At 46.2% G+C, this 15696-nt stretch carries 9 protein-coding genes and 4 pseudogenes; all 13 read right to left on the reverse strand.

Annotation, left to right across the window (positions count from 1 at the left end):
- Positions 1 to 211: pseudogene (locus FGL10_RS12875) on the reverse strand (VENN motif pre-toxin domain-containing protein); the annotation flags it as partial.
- Positions 212 to 602: 391 nt separating this feature from the next.
- Positions 603 to 833 carry an IS3 family transposase gene (locus FGL10_RS12965; RefSeq protein WP_039405057.1) on the reverse strand — a complete coding sequence of 77 codons (231 nt, stop codon included), beginning with the start codon at positions 831 to 833 and terminating at the stop codon, positions 603 to 605.
- Positions 742 to 1140 carry a DDE-type integrase/transposase/recombinase gene (locus FGL10_RS00015; RefSeq protein ID WP_138251405.1) on the reverse strand — a complete coding sequence of 133 codons (399 nt, stop codon included), beginning with the start codon at positions 1138 to 1140 and terminating at the stop codon, positions 742 to 744. Before FGL10_RS00015 ends, FGL10_RS12965 begins: the two co-directional genes overlap by 92 nt.
- Positions 1141 to 1171: 31 nt before the next feature.
- A pseudogene (locus FGL10_RS12970) lies at positions 1172 to 1501 on the reverse strand (IS3 family transposase); the annotation flags it as partial.
- The gene (locus FGL10_RS00025; protein ID WP_003711431.1) at positions 1405 to 1755 is read right to left on the reverse strand and encodes a helix-turn-helix domain-containing protein; all 351 of its coding nucleotides are present in this window, start codon (positions 1753 to 1755) and stop codon (positions 1405 to 1407) included. The gene FGL10_RS00025 and the pseudogene FGL10_RS12970, both read right to left, overlap by 97 nt.
- 130 nt (positions 1756 to 1885) lie before the next feature.
- Positions 1886 to 2539, reverse strand: a complete 654-nt coding sequence (locus FGL10_RS00030; RefSeq protein ID WP_231844341.1) for a hypothetical protein — start codon at positions 2537 to 2539, stop codon at positions 1886 to 1888.
- 34 nt (positions 2540 to 2573) lie between these two features.
- Positions 2574 to 3065 (reverse strand): immunity 42 family protein, encoded by a 492-nt coding sequence (locus FGL10_RS00035; RefSeq protein ID WP_003711489.1) that lies wholly within the window; start codon positions 3063 to 3065, stop codon positions 2574 to 2576.
- 23 nt (positions 3066 to 3088) lie between these two features.
- Positions 3089 to 5209 carry a VENN motif pre-toxin domain-containing protein gene (locus FGL10_RS12390; RefSeq protein WP_232043714.1) on the reverse strand — a complete coding sequence of 707 codons (2121 nt, stop codon included), beginning with the start codon at positions 5207 to 5209 and terminating at the stop codon, positions 3089 to 3091.
- A 305-nt stretch (positions 5210 to 5514) separates the two neighbouring features.
- Positions 5515 to 5604, reverse strand: a pseudogene (locus FGL10_RS12975) (hypothetical protein); the annotation flags it as partial.
- A 236-nt stretch (positions 5605 to 5840) separates the two neighbouring features.
- Positions 5841 to 6260 (reverse strand): protein MafI, encoded by a 420-nt coding sequence (gene mafI, locus FGL10_RS00060; RefSeq protein WP_003711570.1) that lies wholly within the window; start codon positions 6258 to 6260, stop codon positions 5841 to 5843.
- 26 nt (positions 6261 to 6286) lie between these two features.
- On the reverse strand, positions 6287 to 7840 hold the full coding sequence (locus FGL10_RS12880) for an EndoU domain-containing protein (protein ID WP_332000810.1): 1554 nt from the start codon (positions 7838 to 7840) through the stop codon (positions 6287 to 6289).
- Positions 7792 to 10428 carry a hemagglutinin repeat-containing protein gene (locus tag FGL10_RS13070; protein ID WP_446673950.1) on the reverse strand — a complete coding sequence of 879 codons (2637 nt, stop codon included), beginning with the start codon at positions 10426 to 10428 and terminating at the stop codon, positions 7792 to 7794. Before FGL10_RS13070 ends, FGL10_RS12880 begins: the two co-directional genes overlap by 49 nt.
- Before the next feature lie 99 nt (positions 10429 to 10527).
- Positions 10528 to 15654 (reverse strand): annotated as a pseudogene (locus FGL10_RS00070) (two-partner secretion domain-containing protein); the annotation flags it as partial.
- Positions 15655 to 15696: the final 42 nt, after the last annotated feature.

The raw sequence follows: 15696 nt of genomic DNA on the forward strand, positions 1-15696 counted from the left end.
GACATTCGGTAATTCTTCCTGTGGAACTGCATTCATGTTTGACTTGCTCTTTATGACGGAATAAATTTTACGGGCTGTCTGTTCATCCCCGTTTTAAGGCTTCCGATGTCAGATAGAGGTTGTTTTCCACCGCATTCTGCCCGACCGCCCCTCCGGTTTGCGCCTCTGCCGGCGTGCCGCCCACGGCCGCGCCCGTCAGCGATGCAATCACCCCGATCTTCGATTTGATTTCTTCTTTGATATGTTCCGGCAGCAGGTTGGCATTGAACTCGCCTGTTGCGGATCGATTGCGGTTTTACCGTCGTTATAACCGTTGGGCAAGATGTTCCGCTGCTTTTTCAGCTGCAACCGCAGCCGAACCGCCGGCAGCAAAATTACCACCGGTTGACGCGGGCGATAGCTGCTCCTAAAAGGAAATGTCCGACGGCTTGGGCGGTTTCGTTTTTGTTTTCACCGTGGCCGAATGTCCTGCCTATTGCTTCGGAGGCATAAGGCGCAGCGGCATTGACTGCGCTTTGTAACCCGCTAGCTCGGTAACGTTAAATAAAGGTCGTCTGAAACGTGAACTGGCCCCCAAATTTTGGACGCTCATAAAAGCCTATTCAGGCGCTCTGTGTAAGCTGGGTTCTGTATGCGACAGGACTCAGCTTTTTCAATTTCAAACTGCAACGCTCCCGGTTGTAGTAATCCATATAATCATCTATCTGTTTCATCAATTCGTCCACCGTCAATTCTCCTGCGTTATAGAAACACTCCGTCTTCAACACCGCAAAGAAACTCTCCATCGGTGCATTGTCCCAACAATTCGCCTTTCGCGACATGCTTTGAACCATGGAATGTTGGGCCAAGCAATTCCCTATACCCCGCCGTACGGTACAGCACGCCTTGGTCAGAATGAAGCATTGTTCCTTTATCAGTCAGCCGGGGTGCGGCTTTTTCGAGCATTTCCTTCACCATTTCACTGTCGGCTCTGCGGCTCATGGCGTAGGCGACGATCTCGCGGTTGAACAAGTCCAAGATCGGCGAGAGGTACAGTTTGCCGTCCTTTCCTTTGAGTTCGGTCACGTCTGTCAGCCATTTTTCGTTGGGCTTTTTGGCTGTGAACCGACGTTTGAGGAGGTGTTCCGATATTTCGCCCATGGCGGGATGGCGGTAGGCTTTTTTTCGCCCGTATGAGGGCTTTCAGTCCTAGCTGTCTTATCAACCGCGCCACTTTTTTGCGGTTCCAACCCAATGCTGCGGCAATGCGCCTTTGCCCGTATCGTCCTTTATGCCGCCGGTAGGTTTCGACGAGGAGGGCTTTGTCGGCTTCATCGGGGTCGGGTCGGTCTTGGTGGTGGTAGTAAAAGCTGCTTTTGGGCAGGTTTGCGATGTGTAGCAGGTATTTGAGCGGGTGTTGCGCCCTCAGTGTTTGGACGGTTTGGCTTTGTTCTTTTCGGTCCGCTTTTTGCTGAGGGCTTTTAACTCCTTTAGGTAGGCAACCTTTGCGCGCATATAGCACAACTCTTCGATAAGCTCCGCCTGTGTTTTTTCGTGGTCGGGTTTGTCGGCGATGAAGGGGTTTTTGCGGTGGTCGGTCATGGTTTTGGATTGGGGATGTTCGAGTGCGCCGACGCCGCCTTCTTGATAGGCGCGTATCCATCGTCGCAGGTGGGTTCGGGAGATGCCGTAGTGGTCTGCGGTACGCTGTTGGCTGCGTATATGCAGGTAGTAGAGTACGGCTTGGTATTTGAAGTGTAATGTATATTTGCTCATAAAAAAACTGCACCTTGTGAGTTGGAGGGGATGTGTCCAACTTTTGGGGTGCAGTTCAGTTTTCAGACGGCCTCTTAGCTCAAACCTTGTGCTAATTGTTGAGTTTAGGTTTCATATGGGCTACGGCTTGCTAAATTTCATTTAAAAAATCAGGATTTTCAAATAACTTGTAAATAAAACTCTCTATTGAGTCAGCTAACGGATTTTCCATATCCCATATCCAATAGACAGGTTGTTTAGGCTTATTTAAATTTCGCCTATCAAAACAAATAAAATATTCACTAAATCTTTCGAAAAATGGTACTTGATATGGTTCAATAACAAAATTAGAAGAAACTTGTTCTGATTCCCCAACCAATATATCTAAAATAGATAAAGGATCCATAATTCGATTATCAGACTCTGATCGAATACTTCCACTTTCATTTACAGTAAGAAAACCATAACCAATTTCTTTCCAAAAGCAGAATAAATCATATGGAATTTGGATATGCTTTTCTAACTCTAGAAAATCACTATCTGGTAATTTAAAAAATAGATTTTTCTCTTGGCATAATGAATATTCGTCGAAATTATTCACAATAATAGAAGAATTTTTTATTCGTTCAAACATATTATCTATCCAATCAGGATACCTAGCTGGAGTAATGTTTTGCCAAATATTACCACCATTATTTTCTAATGGTTGAATATGGTGAGCATCATACTTACTTCCTGTTGGCTTTATAAGCCTACCAGTTCTGGAAGATATTAAAAAACACGTGCTTGATGCATCTTTAAACATAGATTTTATGTGAGATAAATTTCATCATTATCATTTAAATATAATTAAATTTCATAATTATTTTTTCCATAATATTTTTTATATATCCTTTTTTAAACACCGATTCCTTAACAATATTATCATTTAAATATAATAATTTTTCATTATGCTTATTAGATAAATACCAAATATTGTCTTTTTCTTCAGGGTTATCAATATATTCTGTTATACAGTATTTCCAATATGAATAAGATTCCTCTTCTGATAATTCCATATTACGATAATGAACAGCATCGTTCAAAAAAACATATGCATTACAATAGTCTAAGTTAAATAAATTAGGGCACTCTAGATCATCAATTATTGAAATAAACTGTTGTATGCTACGCAAAGAATTTGGTAAAAAAGTAGATGTATTTGGTAGTTCTTGAGGAATCATGTCTCCATTCACAAAAAATGTAAAAATCCCTTCGGAAAAATTTTCTGAACTCCATTCGTCTATCTCCTCAATCCAAATTGCAAATTTATATGGATTCCCAAAAATCATTTAGAATACTCCTTGAATAAAATTTATTTTCCAGGAATACCCAATTTTCTACGCAATTGGATATTAAGTTTATCTATTCTATTCCTGTTTAAAATTCCTGCCCAGTGATACAAATTCCTGTTATTGCCAGTACCTGAAAAAAATTGATGCACTTCACCAGTTGATTTATCAAAAGTAACCCTCATACCGTCTTTAACGGAAATTGACTGTTGAAATAATTCTAAAGAATTTTTAGGTTCTAATGATGCTTCATGTCCAGGTCTTTTCCCACCGTGTCCTAATGAGTGTTTTTCATTAGATTGATATTTTAATTCATAGCTATCTTTACCCTCTCTAAAAGTTACTGTGGTTTCAGATGGAACAGGTACAGATGATCCTGTGCTTGATTCTTTATGTGGCCTTAAATCATTTCTCGAATAATTCTTCGACGCCAATGCCGTATCCGGAATCCTGCCCCCCTTCGCAACATTGCCGTTTACAGGAATACGGATATTCCCCACACCCGCCAACAAAGGATCACTGCCTGTAACATTCGACCTTATGTTTCCCAGATTGCGGCGGGCTTGATCTATTGCGGCCTTCATTTTTTCTGTATTTTTAGCGGCTTTGGCTGCCTGATAAGCTTTTTCGGCTTGATGGACTTTTCTGGCAGCATCTCCATAAAGTGGAATTATTCCTACAGTAGCAAAGAAATAATCGCCTTTGGTTTCTGCTTCTGCAAAACCTTTTATATCTCCGATAACTGGAATAAAGTCAATCAAAAAGTTAATAGCCTGGAGTTGTTCTGTTCGTAATTGCGAATAAGCGGCAGGATTTTCTTTCATTAAAGCCTGATCTTTTTTCCAAGCAGAATATGATATACCCACTGAATTATTCTCCACCGCATTCTGCCCGACCGCCCCTCCGGTTTGCGCCTCTGCCGGCGTGCCGCCCACGGCCGCGCCCGTCAGCGATGCAATCACCCCGCTCTTCGATTTGATTTCTTCTTTGATATGTTCCGGCAGCAGGTTGGCATTGAACTCGCCTGTTTGCGGATCGATTGCGGTTTTACCGTCGTTATACCGTTGGGCAAGATGTTCCGCTGCTTTTTCAGCTGCAACTGCAGCCGAGCCGCCGGCAGCAAAATTACCACCGTTGACGCGGGCAATAGCTGCTCCTAAAAGGAAATGTCCGACGGCTTGGGCGGTTTCGTTTTTGTTTTCACCGTGTCCAAATGTCCTGCCTATTGCTTCGGAGGCATAAGGCGCAGCGGCATTGACTGCGCTTTGCAATCCGCTTTGACCACCAAGCAGACCGGTCGCGAGGGTGATGCCGGCATTAAGGGCACGGCTGTGTTTACCTCCCACCCCCCAATTTTGGGCTTCGGCATCGGCTTTGCGATAGGTTTCTGAGTAGTTGATTAGGATTTTTTGCCGTTCGGTTTCGTCCAGTTTGGCGTAGGCTTCATAGCTACCGTCATTTTGGGCTTTCAGACGGCCTTCGAACTCCGATTCGGCTTTGGCTTTATTTTCTGCAGCGGTTTTTTGGCGGTTGCTGCTGAAAGTGTGCGCAGCGGTTACTATATCGGAAGTTGCTTTAGCTATAATCTGTTGCTTTTCGGTAATCTTGGCTAAATCGGGCAGAGCCGCAACAGCACGGTGTGCGTTACTGCTGTCACTATTGATACCCAGTTCTTGCGTAGTGGTCTCTTTGCCGCCGATGTTCAGACGGCCTTCGCTCAGGGTAGCATAGGTGGTGCTGTTGTCGCCGCCTTTTTCATATTGCGGCAAGCCGGGGTTGAAGTCGGTACCATTTTTGCCTGCAGAGCGTGCAAATGCCTTACCTAAGTTTGTTTGACGGAAGTCGGCGTTGTCGGGGGGTTCAGAGGGGCTGTCGCTACCGTAACTACCGCTCAAGCTGACATTGGATGCGCTATAACTGCTTTGGTTTTGAATATTTTCAAAAGTAAGACGTTTGGCAGTTAATTCATTTTGCTCCTTCGGCGCGGTAGAGGTAATGGCTCCGCCTTTTAGGTGGATGCTGTCGGCCTCGATGTGGTAGCCGCCTTCTCCTGCAAAAAGTCCGGATTGGATAGCCGCACTGTCACTGCTGCCTGAAGCTTTGCTTTGGTTGAAGTTGCCCGAAGCCTCCCAGGCGGTGCCCAAGGAAACTTGTACACGTACGCCGGCGCCGGTTTGTTTGTTGTCCTGTTCGGTATGGTAATGTAAGCGGGCAATTATAGCAATGCACAAAAACAGACAAAAAGATAAAAAAACGCCATAAATGAAAATTTAATCACATGTTTATAGGATATGGAAAAGAGGAAGCGAAATCTGAAGCCGTCTGAAAACAACCATAGGCAAAACCCATTTGTTATTTTCAGACGGCCTCTTAGCTCAAACCTTGAGAACCGCATGTGTGCGTTCCGCACACATCTTACTTGTTGAGTTTAGGTTTCATATGGGCTACGGCTTGCTGAATCACTATCGGCACAGCTTTTACCTTCGCACTTCACATTCTCTGCAACAACCATCAGGCAGCCACGACAAAAGTTGAAGATGACGCGATAGGGTTTTGTTCATGATTTTAGTTCCTTGATTTTTATAGAATGATTGCAAATAATTGGACAATATTATTCTAAATCAAGGATCTTATCTAAATCAAAGGATTGCTGCCATTCGTTTATGAGAACTTGTATTCAATACAAGTTCTAACATCTTAATCATGGCACAGCGTATAAGCGTGGATTTGCAGTCCAATCTATATCGCTGATTCTATTCATTAAGCTAATTATGCTTATTCCTCAATCACAGTCTCCACCACCGAATGAATACTTTTAGGCAATTGCAAAAAAGCATTCCAAGCAATTAAAGCAGTTTTAAAAGTATGCAGCGAACAGCTTAAATCAGGCCAGCCGTCTTCTTCATCAAATTCGTTGTGATAGAAAACTACTTTTTCAGCAGAAATATCCCAGCAAAAACCTTGTCCACCTCCTGAATAAACTTCATTGGGATTATTTTCTGCTTGATAGATAAATTCTAAATTTTCATCTATGTCTTTTTGTAGATAAAGGTCTCCTGTTAAAACATAAATAATATATTGATACACTGTTCCTCGTGTATTTATCTTTTGATTAGAAGAATTATCTAAAAACTGGCAGTAGTTAAATAATTCACCAGAACTAAACTGATCATAAAAACATTTTATTTTATACATTTAAAAACACCTTTTTAATCAATACTTCATTTACTATTATAAAGTGGATAAGCTGTTCGATTAGGTTCCGTAAATCCTTCTATTTCAACACCAGATTTACTTGTACCTCTCCATTTTTGACCTTCTAATTCCTTTCTTTTCTCCCAAGCCGAAGTAACTTCAGCCCTAATTCTAGCCTCATCCCAATCTTTTGGGAACATGGTGTGCTTGGTCATCACTTTCCCACCTTTTTTCGTTTTCACCTCCCAACTTCCATCAGGCTTTTTAATTTCCACTGTCGCTTGATAAACCCCATGTTTATCAGGTGCCGAGGTTTGTTGTATCACCCGTACATCACCACGGGTTAGACTATGCCCTCCTGTTACTGTGCCTTTCTTATTGATATCACCACCTATAAAATGATTAAAATCTAACCCTGTTTTATTTTCCCATTCTCGTTGCGCATGGGCTTTAAACTGACTACTCTGACTCCTTCTTCTCGTTTCCTGAACATTTTTCTCCACCTGCTCACGAGTTGTCAATTTATTAAGCTTCCTATCAACCTCCCATCTCGGTTTTGCATCAGACACAGGCTTAGCCTTAGGCATACCGGCTCCTGATTTACCCACACTGAACAAATCTATAGAAAACTGAACATATTCCGCAGCCTGCTCCGACAGCCCCAACTGCTTCAAGGTCTGAACCGTAATCGTCGGTCGTTGTTCGCTGGCTTTTTTTCCGAAGTTCTTCGCCCCAGTAATGACATGATCGTAGGAAGACGTTACACCAACCAAAGCGGCGGCACAGCCTAAGCCGAAAGTCTCGGCACAAGATCCGCCTCCGGCTACTCCTGAAAGAACAACACCCAAACTGCCCGAAACGATTTCAGCCCCGGGTGAGATGTAGCGGTGCAGGATACTTTTGTCTTCCCTATCCAGCTTTTCGTACTCAGCCTTCAAATAAGAGGCTACTAAATCAGGATGTTGATTTAGGTAATATAAGGATTCTTTTTCTAAGTCCTTAAACCGACTGTCAAAGCGTTGGTCTTGGGTAAATTCGATAATGCGTCCTATATTTTGACGACATTCGGTAATTCTTCCTGTGGAACTGCATTCATGTTTGACTTGCTCTTTTATGACGGAATAAATTTTACGGGCTGTCTGTTCATCCCGTTTTAAGGCTTCCGATGTCAGATAGAGGTTGTTTTCCACCGCATTCTGCCCGACCGCCCCTCCGGTTTGCGCCTCTGCCGGCGTGCCGCCCACGGCCGCGCCCGTCAGCGATGCAATCACCCCGATCTTCGATTTGATTTCTTCTTTGATATGTTCCGGCAGCAGGTTGGCATTGAACTCGCCTGTTTGCGGATCGATTGCGGTTTTACCGTCGTTATACCGTTGGGCAAGATGTTCCGCTGCTTTTTCAGCTGCAACCGCAGCCGAACCGCCGGCAGCAAAATTACCACCGTTGACGCGGGCGATAGCTGCTCCTAAAAGGAAATGTCCGACGGCTTGGGCGGTTTCGTTTTTGTTTTCACCGTGTCCAAATGTCCTGCCTATTGCTTCGGAGGCATAAGGCGCAGCGGCATTGACTGCGCTTTGCAATCCGCTTTGACCACCAAGCAGACCGGTCGCGAGGGTGATGCCGGCATTAAGGGCACGGCTGTGTTTACCTCCCACCCCCAATTTTGGGCTTCGGCATCGGCTTTGCGATAGGTTTCTGAGTAGTTGATTAGGATTTTTTGCCGTTCGGTTTCGTCCAGTTTGGCGTAGGCTTCATAGCTGCCGTCATTTTGGGCTTTCAGACGACCTTCGAACTCCGATTCGGCTTTGGCTTTATTTTTTGCAGCGGTTTTTTGGCGGTTGCTGCTGAAAGTGTGCGCAGCGGATACTATATCGGAAGTTGCTTTAGCTATAATCTGTTGCTTTTCAGTAATCTTGGCTAAATCGGGCAGAGCCGCAACAGCACGGTGTGCGTTACTGCTGTCACTATTGATACCCAGTTCTTGCGTAGTGGTCTCTTTGCCGCCGATGTTCAGACGGCCTTCGCTCAGGGTAGCATAGGTGGTGCTGTTGTCGCCGCCTTTTTCATATTGCGGCAAGCCGGGGTTGAAGTCGGTACCATTTTTGCCTGCAGAGCGTGCAAATGCCTTACCTAAGTTTGTTTGACGGAAGTCGGCGTTGTCGGGGGTTTCAGAGGGGCTGTCGCTACCGTAACTACCGCTCAAGCTGACATTGGATGCGCTATAACTGCTTTGGTTTTGAATATTTTCAAAAGTAAGACGTTTGGCAGTTAATTCATTTTGCTCCTTCGGCGCGGTAGAGGTAATGGCTCCGCCTTTTAGGTGGATGCTGTCGGCCTCGATGTGGTAGCCGCCTTCTCCTGCAAAAAGTCCGGATTGGATAGCCGCACTGTCACTGCTGCCTGAAGCTTTGCTTTGGTTGAAGTTGCCCGAAGCCTCCCAGGCGGTGCCCAAGGAAACTTGTACACGTACGCCGGCGCCGGTTTGTTTGTTGTCCTGTTCGGTATGGTCTTGAACACTTTCGATGTTCAGACGGCCTTTTACATCGGCATCAATGCGGCCGGCAGTGGCTGCAGCCCCTTTGAGAGTGGTATCACCTTTGCTTGCCAATTCGATTTTATTAGCTTGGAGGGTCGTGTGATCGTGTGTTTGGGCAAGATAATGGTTTTTACCTTTGCTGCCACCCACTTCGCCATAAGCATAAACACCGGTTTGCGCGCCTACGGAGACGCCTGCACCCACTGATGCACCAAGGCTGCTATTTTTTCCATCGGCGGATTGGGAAGATTGGCCAGATTCGAGTATCAAATCTTTGGCTGAATCTAAGCGGAGGGTTTCAGCCGCTTGTGCTTGGGTGTTTTGAAGGTGGATGTTACCTTCGGTAGAACGGATATTGAGGTTACCACCGGCATTCAAAACATTGGCTTGGCTATGGTTTTGGCTTTGGTCTTGGCTGCTGTTGGCAGTTTTAAAGCCGAAACCTACTTCTGCTTTGGCTAATGCACCGCCGCTGGTAGCGGTATTGTAGGTAGAATAAGCTTGTGCACCTGCAGCCAGTGTTTGCAGCGCCTGCGTGCGGTCGTCTGCTTTACTCTTCACCGCGCCTTCGGCAGCGTTTACCAGGTCGATCAGTGGAGAAGATACCTTGGCAAAGGTGCCAATTTTAACGTCGCGCTCGGATTGGTGGCTGTTGTTGCGATTGTGGTCAGCCAGAATCTCAACGCTTTTTGCTGTAATATTGATGTCTTTGGCGGCCACCACATTGGCAACCTGTTGGGTATAGTTGCCACCAGCCTGTATATTGACGTTGCCGCCCAAGCTCCCAACTTGGGATTTAATCTGTTCAACTTGATTACTGTTACTATCTTTCCGGTTTTTCATCCACCCGGCAAAGTGTTCGGTATCGGAAATTACCGCAGTGCCGATGCCGCTGGTGATTTGACGTTCTGATTGGGTTTGATTGTTTTGGCTGGAACGGATATTGATATTGCGGCCGGCAGACAAGGTAACATCATCTTGCGCGGCAATGCTGCTACCGAAGATGTTGATATCCGCTTTTTTCGCTTGCAATGTGGCGATGCCACCCGCGGACAATTGTGTGCCGGTAGCTTTATCGAGATTGCCTTGTGCATTGCTACGGTCATTAAACGTCCCCGCCGGAATCAATTCTCGGTTATCTATGCTGAAACCGCTGCGCTTACGGGAACCGTGTTGATCGGCGGTGTTGCGGGCAACATCCAACGTTATACTTTCTGTTGCCGAAAGCAGGATATCGCGTTCGGCAGCCAGTTTTGTCCCTTCACTTCTGATACTGCCGCCGTCGGCAACAATGTTTAGGTTGCCTTGCGCAGAAACGGCCGTTACCACTGCTTGCGTATCTTCTTGATGACGATTTTCCGTAGTTTTTTGGCGACCACCGTTGATGACGATAGGAGTAAAAGCTGCTGTGGATGCCTTTGCTCCGGCATCGGCGCGTTGCAAGGCCTTACCCACTATGCTATTGCTGTAGCCACTGCCTTGCATATTGCGTTTGTAATTAGCTTTGGCAGCATCAATGGGATTCAGGGTTATGCCCATGGATAGACCTGATTGTTTTTGTTCGATATCGTTGTTGTTATTTGTTTCCGTGTACCCTGCATTTAAAGCAACATCACGTCCCTGTAGGTGCATATCGCCACCTGATGCCAGTATCGCAGCTTTGGTGTTTAGGGTTCGTTCGGCAACAACTACGGTATTACCTTGTTTACTACCGACTTGGGAGTTTGTCAGGGTGGTTGCAGTTTGGTCTTGGTTGGATTTTGTGGAAGCTTTAGTGTATCCGACACTTAAAACACCGTCGCGGAAGCCTCCGCTCAGACCCGATTTTTTATATTCGTGTGTTTCAGCATCAAAATAGCGATTGGAAGCTGCTTCTAGCTGGATGTCCCTACCTGCTTTTAAGACAGTGCCCTTATCAGAAATAAGGTTGCTGCCGCGTACATTGATATCCTGCCCGGCTGCAACAATCATTTTGCCGCCGCCGATGTTGCTGCCGACTGCTTCATCATGACTGAAGCGGTAGCGGTCGTGTGTTTTGGTACTGGAAAGGATGCCTTTGCTTTTCCCGCTTACCGAGGTATCCAGTTCGGTTATTTGGCGTCCTTCGCTGATAGTGACATCACGTCCTGCGGCAAGGACGGTTTTGCCTTCTTCGGCCTCCAGTTCGCCTTGGCGGATTTTTAAGTTGTTACCGGCTCTAAGCAGTGCGCCGTTTTGCATGCGGATACTGCTGCCGACTTCGGTACTTTGGCGGACATGGCGATGGTTCTCGTCATCTAATGCACCATAGGCTTCGCGATGTTCGGTATGGATGGTGCCGAGGTTGAGATTATTGCCGGCGGTAATTTGGGTAGTGCCGCCTTTAACTTGGTTAGAGACGGTGGCCGCATTGAGGTTGATATCGTTGCCGGCATGCAGGGATAGGATGCCGTCTGAAGCTCTGTTATCTACTTGCTCAGTATAGCTTCCGACCACGTTAATGCCGGCCATACGGTCGATGGCGGTATTGCCGTTACGTTCATTACCGGAAGTTTGGGTTGTACCGTTAAGGTTGATATTTTGCGCTTGGGCAGTCAGCAGTCTGCCTGCTTGTACCTGCCCGCCGTCGATATTGATACTTTTTTCAGCTTTTAAGCCGATTTGGTCGGCTTGAATGTTGCCGTTGCTGTTAATATTCCGTGCCTGGATGAGTACGGCCTGCCGCCCCGCAATGGTACCGCTGTTAGTCAGGTTGCCGTTTTGCAGTTTAAGTAAGACTTGTTCGGCACTAATCAGGCCACCGGAGGTATTGAGATCACCTTTGCGCGCCAGGGCATAGACTTTAGGAACCAGTACGGTTTGAGTCGAACCGTCAGACAGTGTGACGGTTTGATTTTCCATCCAAACGATATCTGAAGTTAAGCGGGCAACTTGCTCTGAACTCAAGGCGATACCTGGGGTGAGACCGAATGTTTTGGCAGCAGTAAGGCCGTTGTCCATCAGAGCTTTGAATTGTTCTTCATCACTCCTGTAGCCGTCGAGTCGGCGGTAGCCTGTTAACTGGTGGATTTGTTCATTAACAAGTTTTTGTTCGTAGTAGCCGTCGCCTAGCCGTTTGTGTAGATGATTGGCGTCCAATTCCAGTTGTTGCAACATGTAGTCGCTGCCCAACCAGCGGCGGTAGTCTGCAAATTGAGGATCGGTTTCAATCAACCAGCCTTTATTGTCAGGATGGGTGGTATAGAGGCTGCTGTTAGGCAGAGTAACAGTAGCGTTATTTAACGAGACCACATTACCGGTATGGATGCGCTGACCATTGACGGCTGCTGTGGATACTCCGTCAATCAGTTTGATTGCAGATGCAGCGGGTTGAAAGGAAGGGGAGGCGGCATTCTGTTGGATGACGGATACAGGCGTGTCGAAGTCGTGGGTAAATAGTTGGGTATCATGGTAAGGAGTATGGTTTCTTTCAGTACGGCGTTGTCTTTTTCTGCCGCTGTACCATCCTTTTTTTGTAACTGAATCCCACTGTGTGCCGACAGCATCTGTGCGACCTTTGCCTGTTGTACTTTGATTGGTAATTTCTTTCTGGTTTAAATCATCAGTGATAATACGCCCGCCCACTACAATCCGGCTGTCTTTGTTCAGCCAATTTTGACCTGAGGCAGTCAAATTACCGCCCACAGTAATGTGTGCCGGCCGGTTTTCGATGATGCGTTCTTTATAAGTCTCGATGTGGTAGTCTCGGACATGCCATTGGTTGGCCTCAATACGAGAACCATTTTTTAAATGGAACGTAGCAGTAGTTTGGTCTTTTTGTCCTTGCGAGTTGTCGAATAAACCGTCTTTTCCTGCCTGATAGTAGGTATTTTGCCCCAGTACGGTGTAGTCACGAACTTGCTTTTCTGCTTTGGCTAAGTATGTCTCTGTTTTAAAGTGATTATTGATATTCTGCATATTCCGAACAGACATCAATGCATCACCTTGTACTTCCAAACCGGCACTGCCATTAACAAAGGTATCGGCCATGCCTGCCGCATGATGTTGTTCATCCAGTCGATTACCTACGGCAAAAATACCTTCGCTGGATAGTAGGGCACCTTCTTGGTTATGAATCTCTTTCGCTCCAATATCCAAACGTTTCCTTGCAGCTATTGCCCCCGCTTTGGTACTGCCTTCCGTCGTTTCTTCCCGGTTAAGCAGTATTTGCGCGTCCAGGGCAATATGGTTGCCATAGATTTTGCCTGTCCCGGTGTTGGTCAGGGTTTGACCTGCACCGATGTGGGTCAAACCGTCGCTGTTGATCAAGCCCCTGTTGTCTACATGCTGTTCGGATGTGATGTCCGTTTGTTCTCCGCCAATAATTTTGCCTGTAACTTGGTTATCTATATTGCCGGCATTGAGTTTGAGCGTATGGCCTGCTTGTAGGGTATGGGTATTTTTCAGACGGCCTTTTATGCTTAGATTTAATTGTTTGCCTGCAGTGAGGTCGCGCTCTACGACGAAATCGTCCGCCAAAGCAATATCCAGTTTGTTACCGGCTGTTAATGTGCCATTGTTGGCGAGTGATTTGGCTTGTAGCGATACATTACCGGCAGATTGAATCGTGCCGTCCGCATTGTTTAACGCCAAAGTGTTTTGATTTTTATCGTGAATAGACAACTGCCGGTTGGTGGCAATTTCACCATGTTGGTTGTATAGGCCGTCTGAAACAGCTAATTGTGCTTGGTTTGCAGATAGTAGTTTGCCGTTTTGGTTGTCTACATTTCGACTATCGATAGTCAGTTGTTCGGTAGCAGTAATATGGCCGCTTTGGTTAGTCAGTTGCTGACTTTGGATGTTAACCGTTTCAGCCTCTATATGTCCGTGCGTATTATCTAGAGCCTGACCTTCGGTATTCAGTCGTGCAACAGAAACTTTTCCTGTATTGCGAAGATTATTCTTGGTGGTAACGGTTCCACTATCGGCAAGAATGTTACCTGCATTATGTAAACCGGCGGTATCAAGCTGTAAATGTGCAGCTCGAATATTGCCTTTTTTATCATTGCTCAAGCGGCCCGAATGAATGAGTGTCAGATTGTTGGCGGCAATTTCTCCGGCATTATGCAGTTCACGGTTGTCAATCTTGCCGGTTAGAGTTAATAAGTGACCGCTGTTTTTAGCAGTTTGAGTGTTAACAGCCAGATCGTGTGCCTGGAGTTTGCCTTTTACCGTATTGTTAAATGAATCGCCTGATACTCGTAGTTTAGCCGCATTCAGACTACCCGAATTTTCCAAACCGTTTTGGGCGGCAATGTCAATTTGCCCACCTGCATTGATTGATCCTGCATTGTCAAATGCTCCTGTTGTTTGAATGCGTCCTACGGCGTAGTTTTTTGCAGGTGCTGTAGGTGAAACGGGATTGTTTGAACCAGGCTTAGATACCGAGACAGTGCTGCTGCCTGAACCTGTTGCAGTACTCGGAATCTGTGGTATGACTGATGGATTGGGATTCAAACCGGTCTGTGGAACGTCACTTACACCAATCTTGCCACTGTTATCGAATTTGCCGGCAGATACCAAATCCAATGCTTGTGAACCTGTTTGAGTAATATTACCTGTGTTATCCAAACCACCTGTTGACATATCTAAGCGGGCAGCCTGGATCGTACCGTTGTTTTGGTTTTTCAGACGGCCTAAATTACGGACAGTCAATTGACCTGAGGATAAGACCGTACCTGAATTGTCCAGCGTCTGGCTGTGAATATTGGCATCATCCTGTGAGGCAACCGTACCGCTATTATGAACATTGCGGGCATGAAGTGAAACCGCATGATTTTCTCCCGTCGCTGCAATCATGCCCGTGTTGACCAGTTTACCCTCAGCATTCACTGCCACATTGCCGGCTGAGGCAAACCATTGCCCCTGATTGCGCACGGATGCATCACGATCAGTGCTGATCAGGGTGATCTTACCGGCATACATACCGCCCAATGCCCCTGTATCGATGGCATACAGTGAGTTGTCGGAATTTATATTCGTAGCAGGGGAGTGTGAAGACCGGATAGAGCCATCAGCTGAGACATCATTTTTCCCTGCCGACACACGCACATCTTTACCCCACACAGGCCCATCAATCTTAACCGCATGGCTCAATATCTGCGTGAAATCGGTATCACGGGCATCCAAACCTTGTCCCGTGATCGCAACATGACCCGAACGAACCTGAAAGCCTGTTAATGCGCCTATTTGATATTGTGGCTCACCTGTCGTCAAAGTGGCACGGGAAGCATTGATAAAACCACCACCATTGACTGCAATCCCTGCCGGATTGGCAATAACGACTTCTGCACGTCGTCCGCCCACTTCAATATAGCCATTCAGTTGTGAAGAATGGCTGCTGTTGATTTGGTTTACAACCACACGTGCTTCGCCCCTTGCCAACCAAGGATTGCCTTGAATCCAACCGCCTAGCTGTGTTTGGGTGTTGCTGCGGCTGTTGTTTAAAATCGCCCCGCGATTACCCACATCAAACTGGGCATATTGATTAACAGAAACCCCTGCCGAAGTAGGGGTTTGAATATTGACTTGCGGTATGCCGTTACCTGTTTGCAGGATGGTAGGCTGTTGCTGTGCAGGTGCGGATTTGTCGGCAACGATACCTTGGGCATTAGCAGAAGAAGAAGTCAGGATAAGGGCAGAACCGAGCAGTAATGAAAGGGAGAATGAGATAACAGAGATAGAATGGATAAAACCCGCAAAGCCCGCAATATCATTTGGCAACATACCTACAGCTTGGGTGTCGGCTGTGTTTTTGTCCTCGCGTTTGGCATTTTCAGCAACGGCTATCATGCAGTTTCGATGTTTGTTAAATACAACTTTGTACAGGGTGCGGTTCATAGTAAGGGCTTTCTTAATAATATTTTTATAATCGTAAATTAG

This window comes from Neisseria lactamica, from assembly GCF_901482445.1.
GTDB classification, from domain to species: domain Bacteria; phylum Pseudomonadota; class Gammaproteobacteria; order Burkholderiales; family Neisseriaceae; genus Neisseria; species Neisseria lactamica.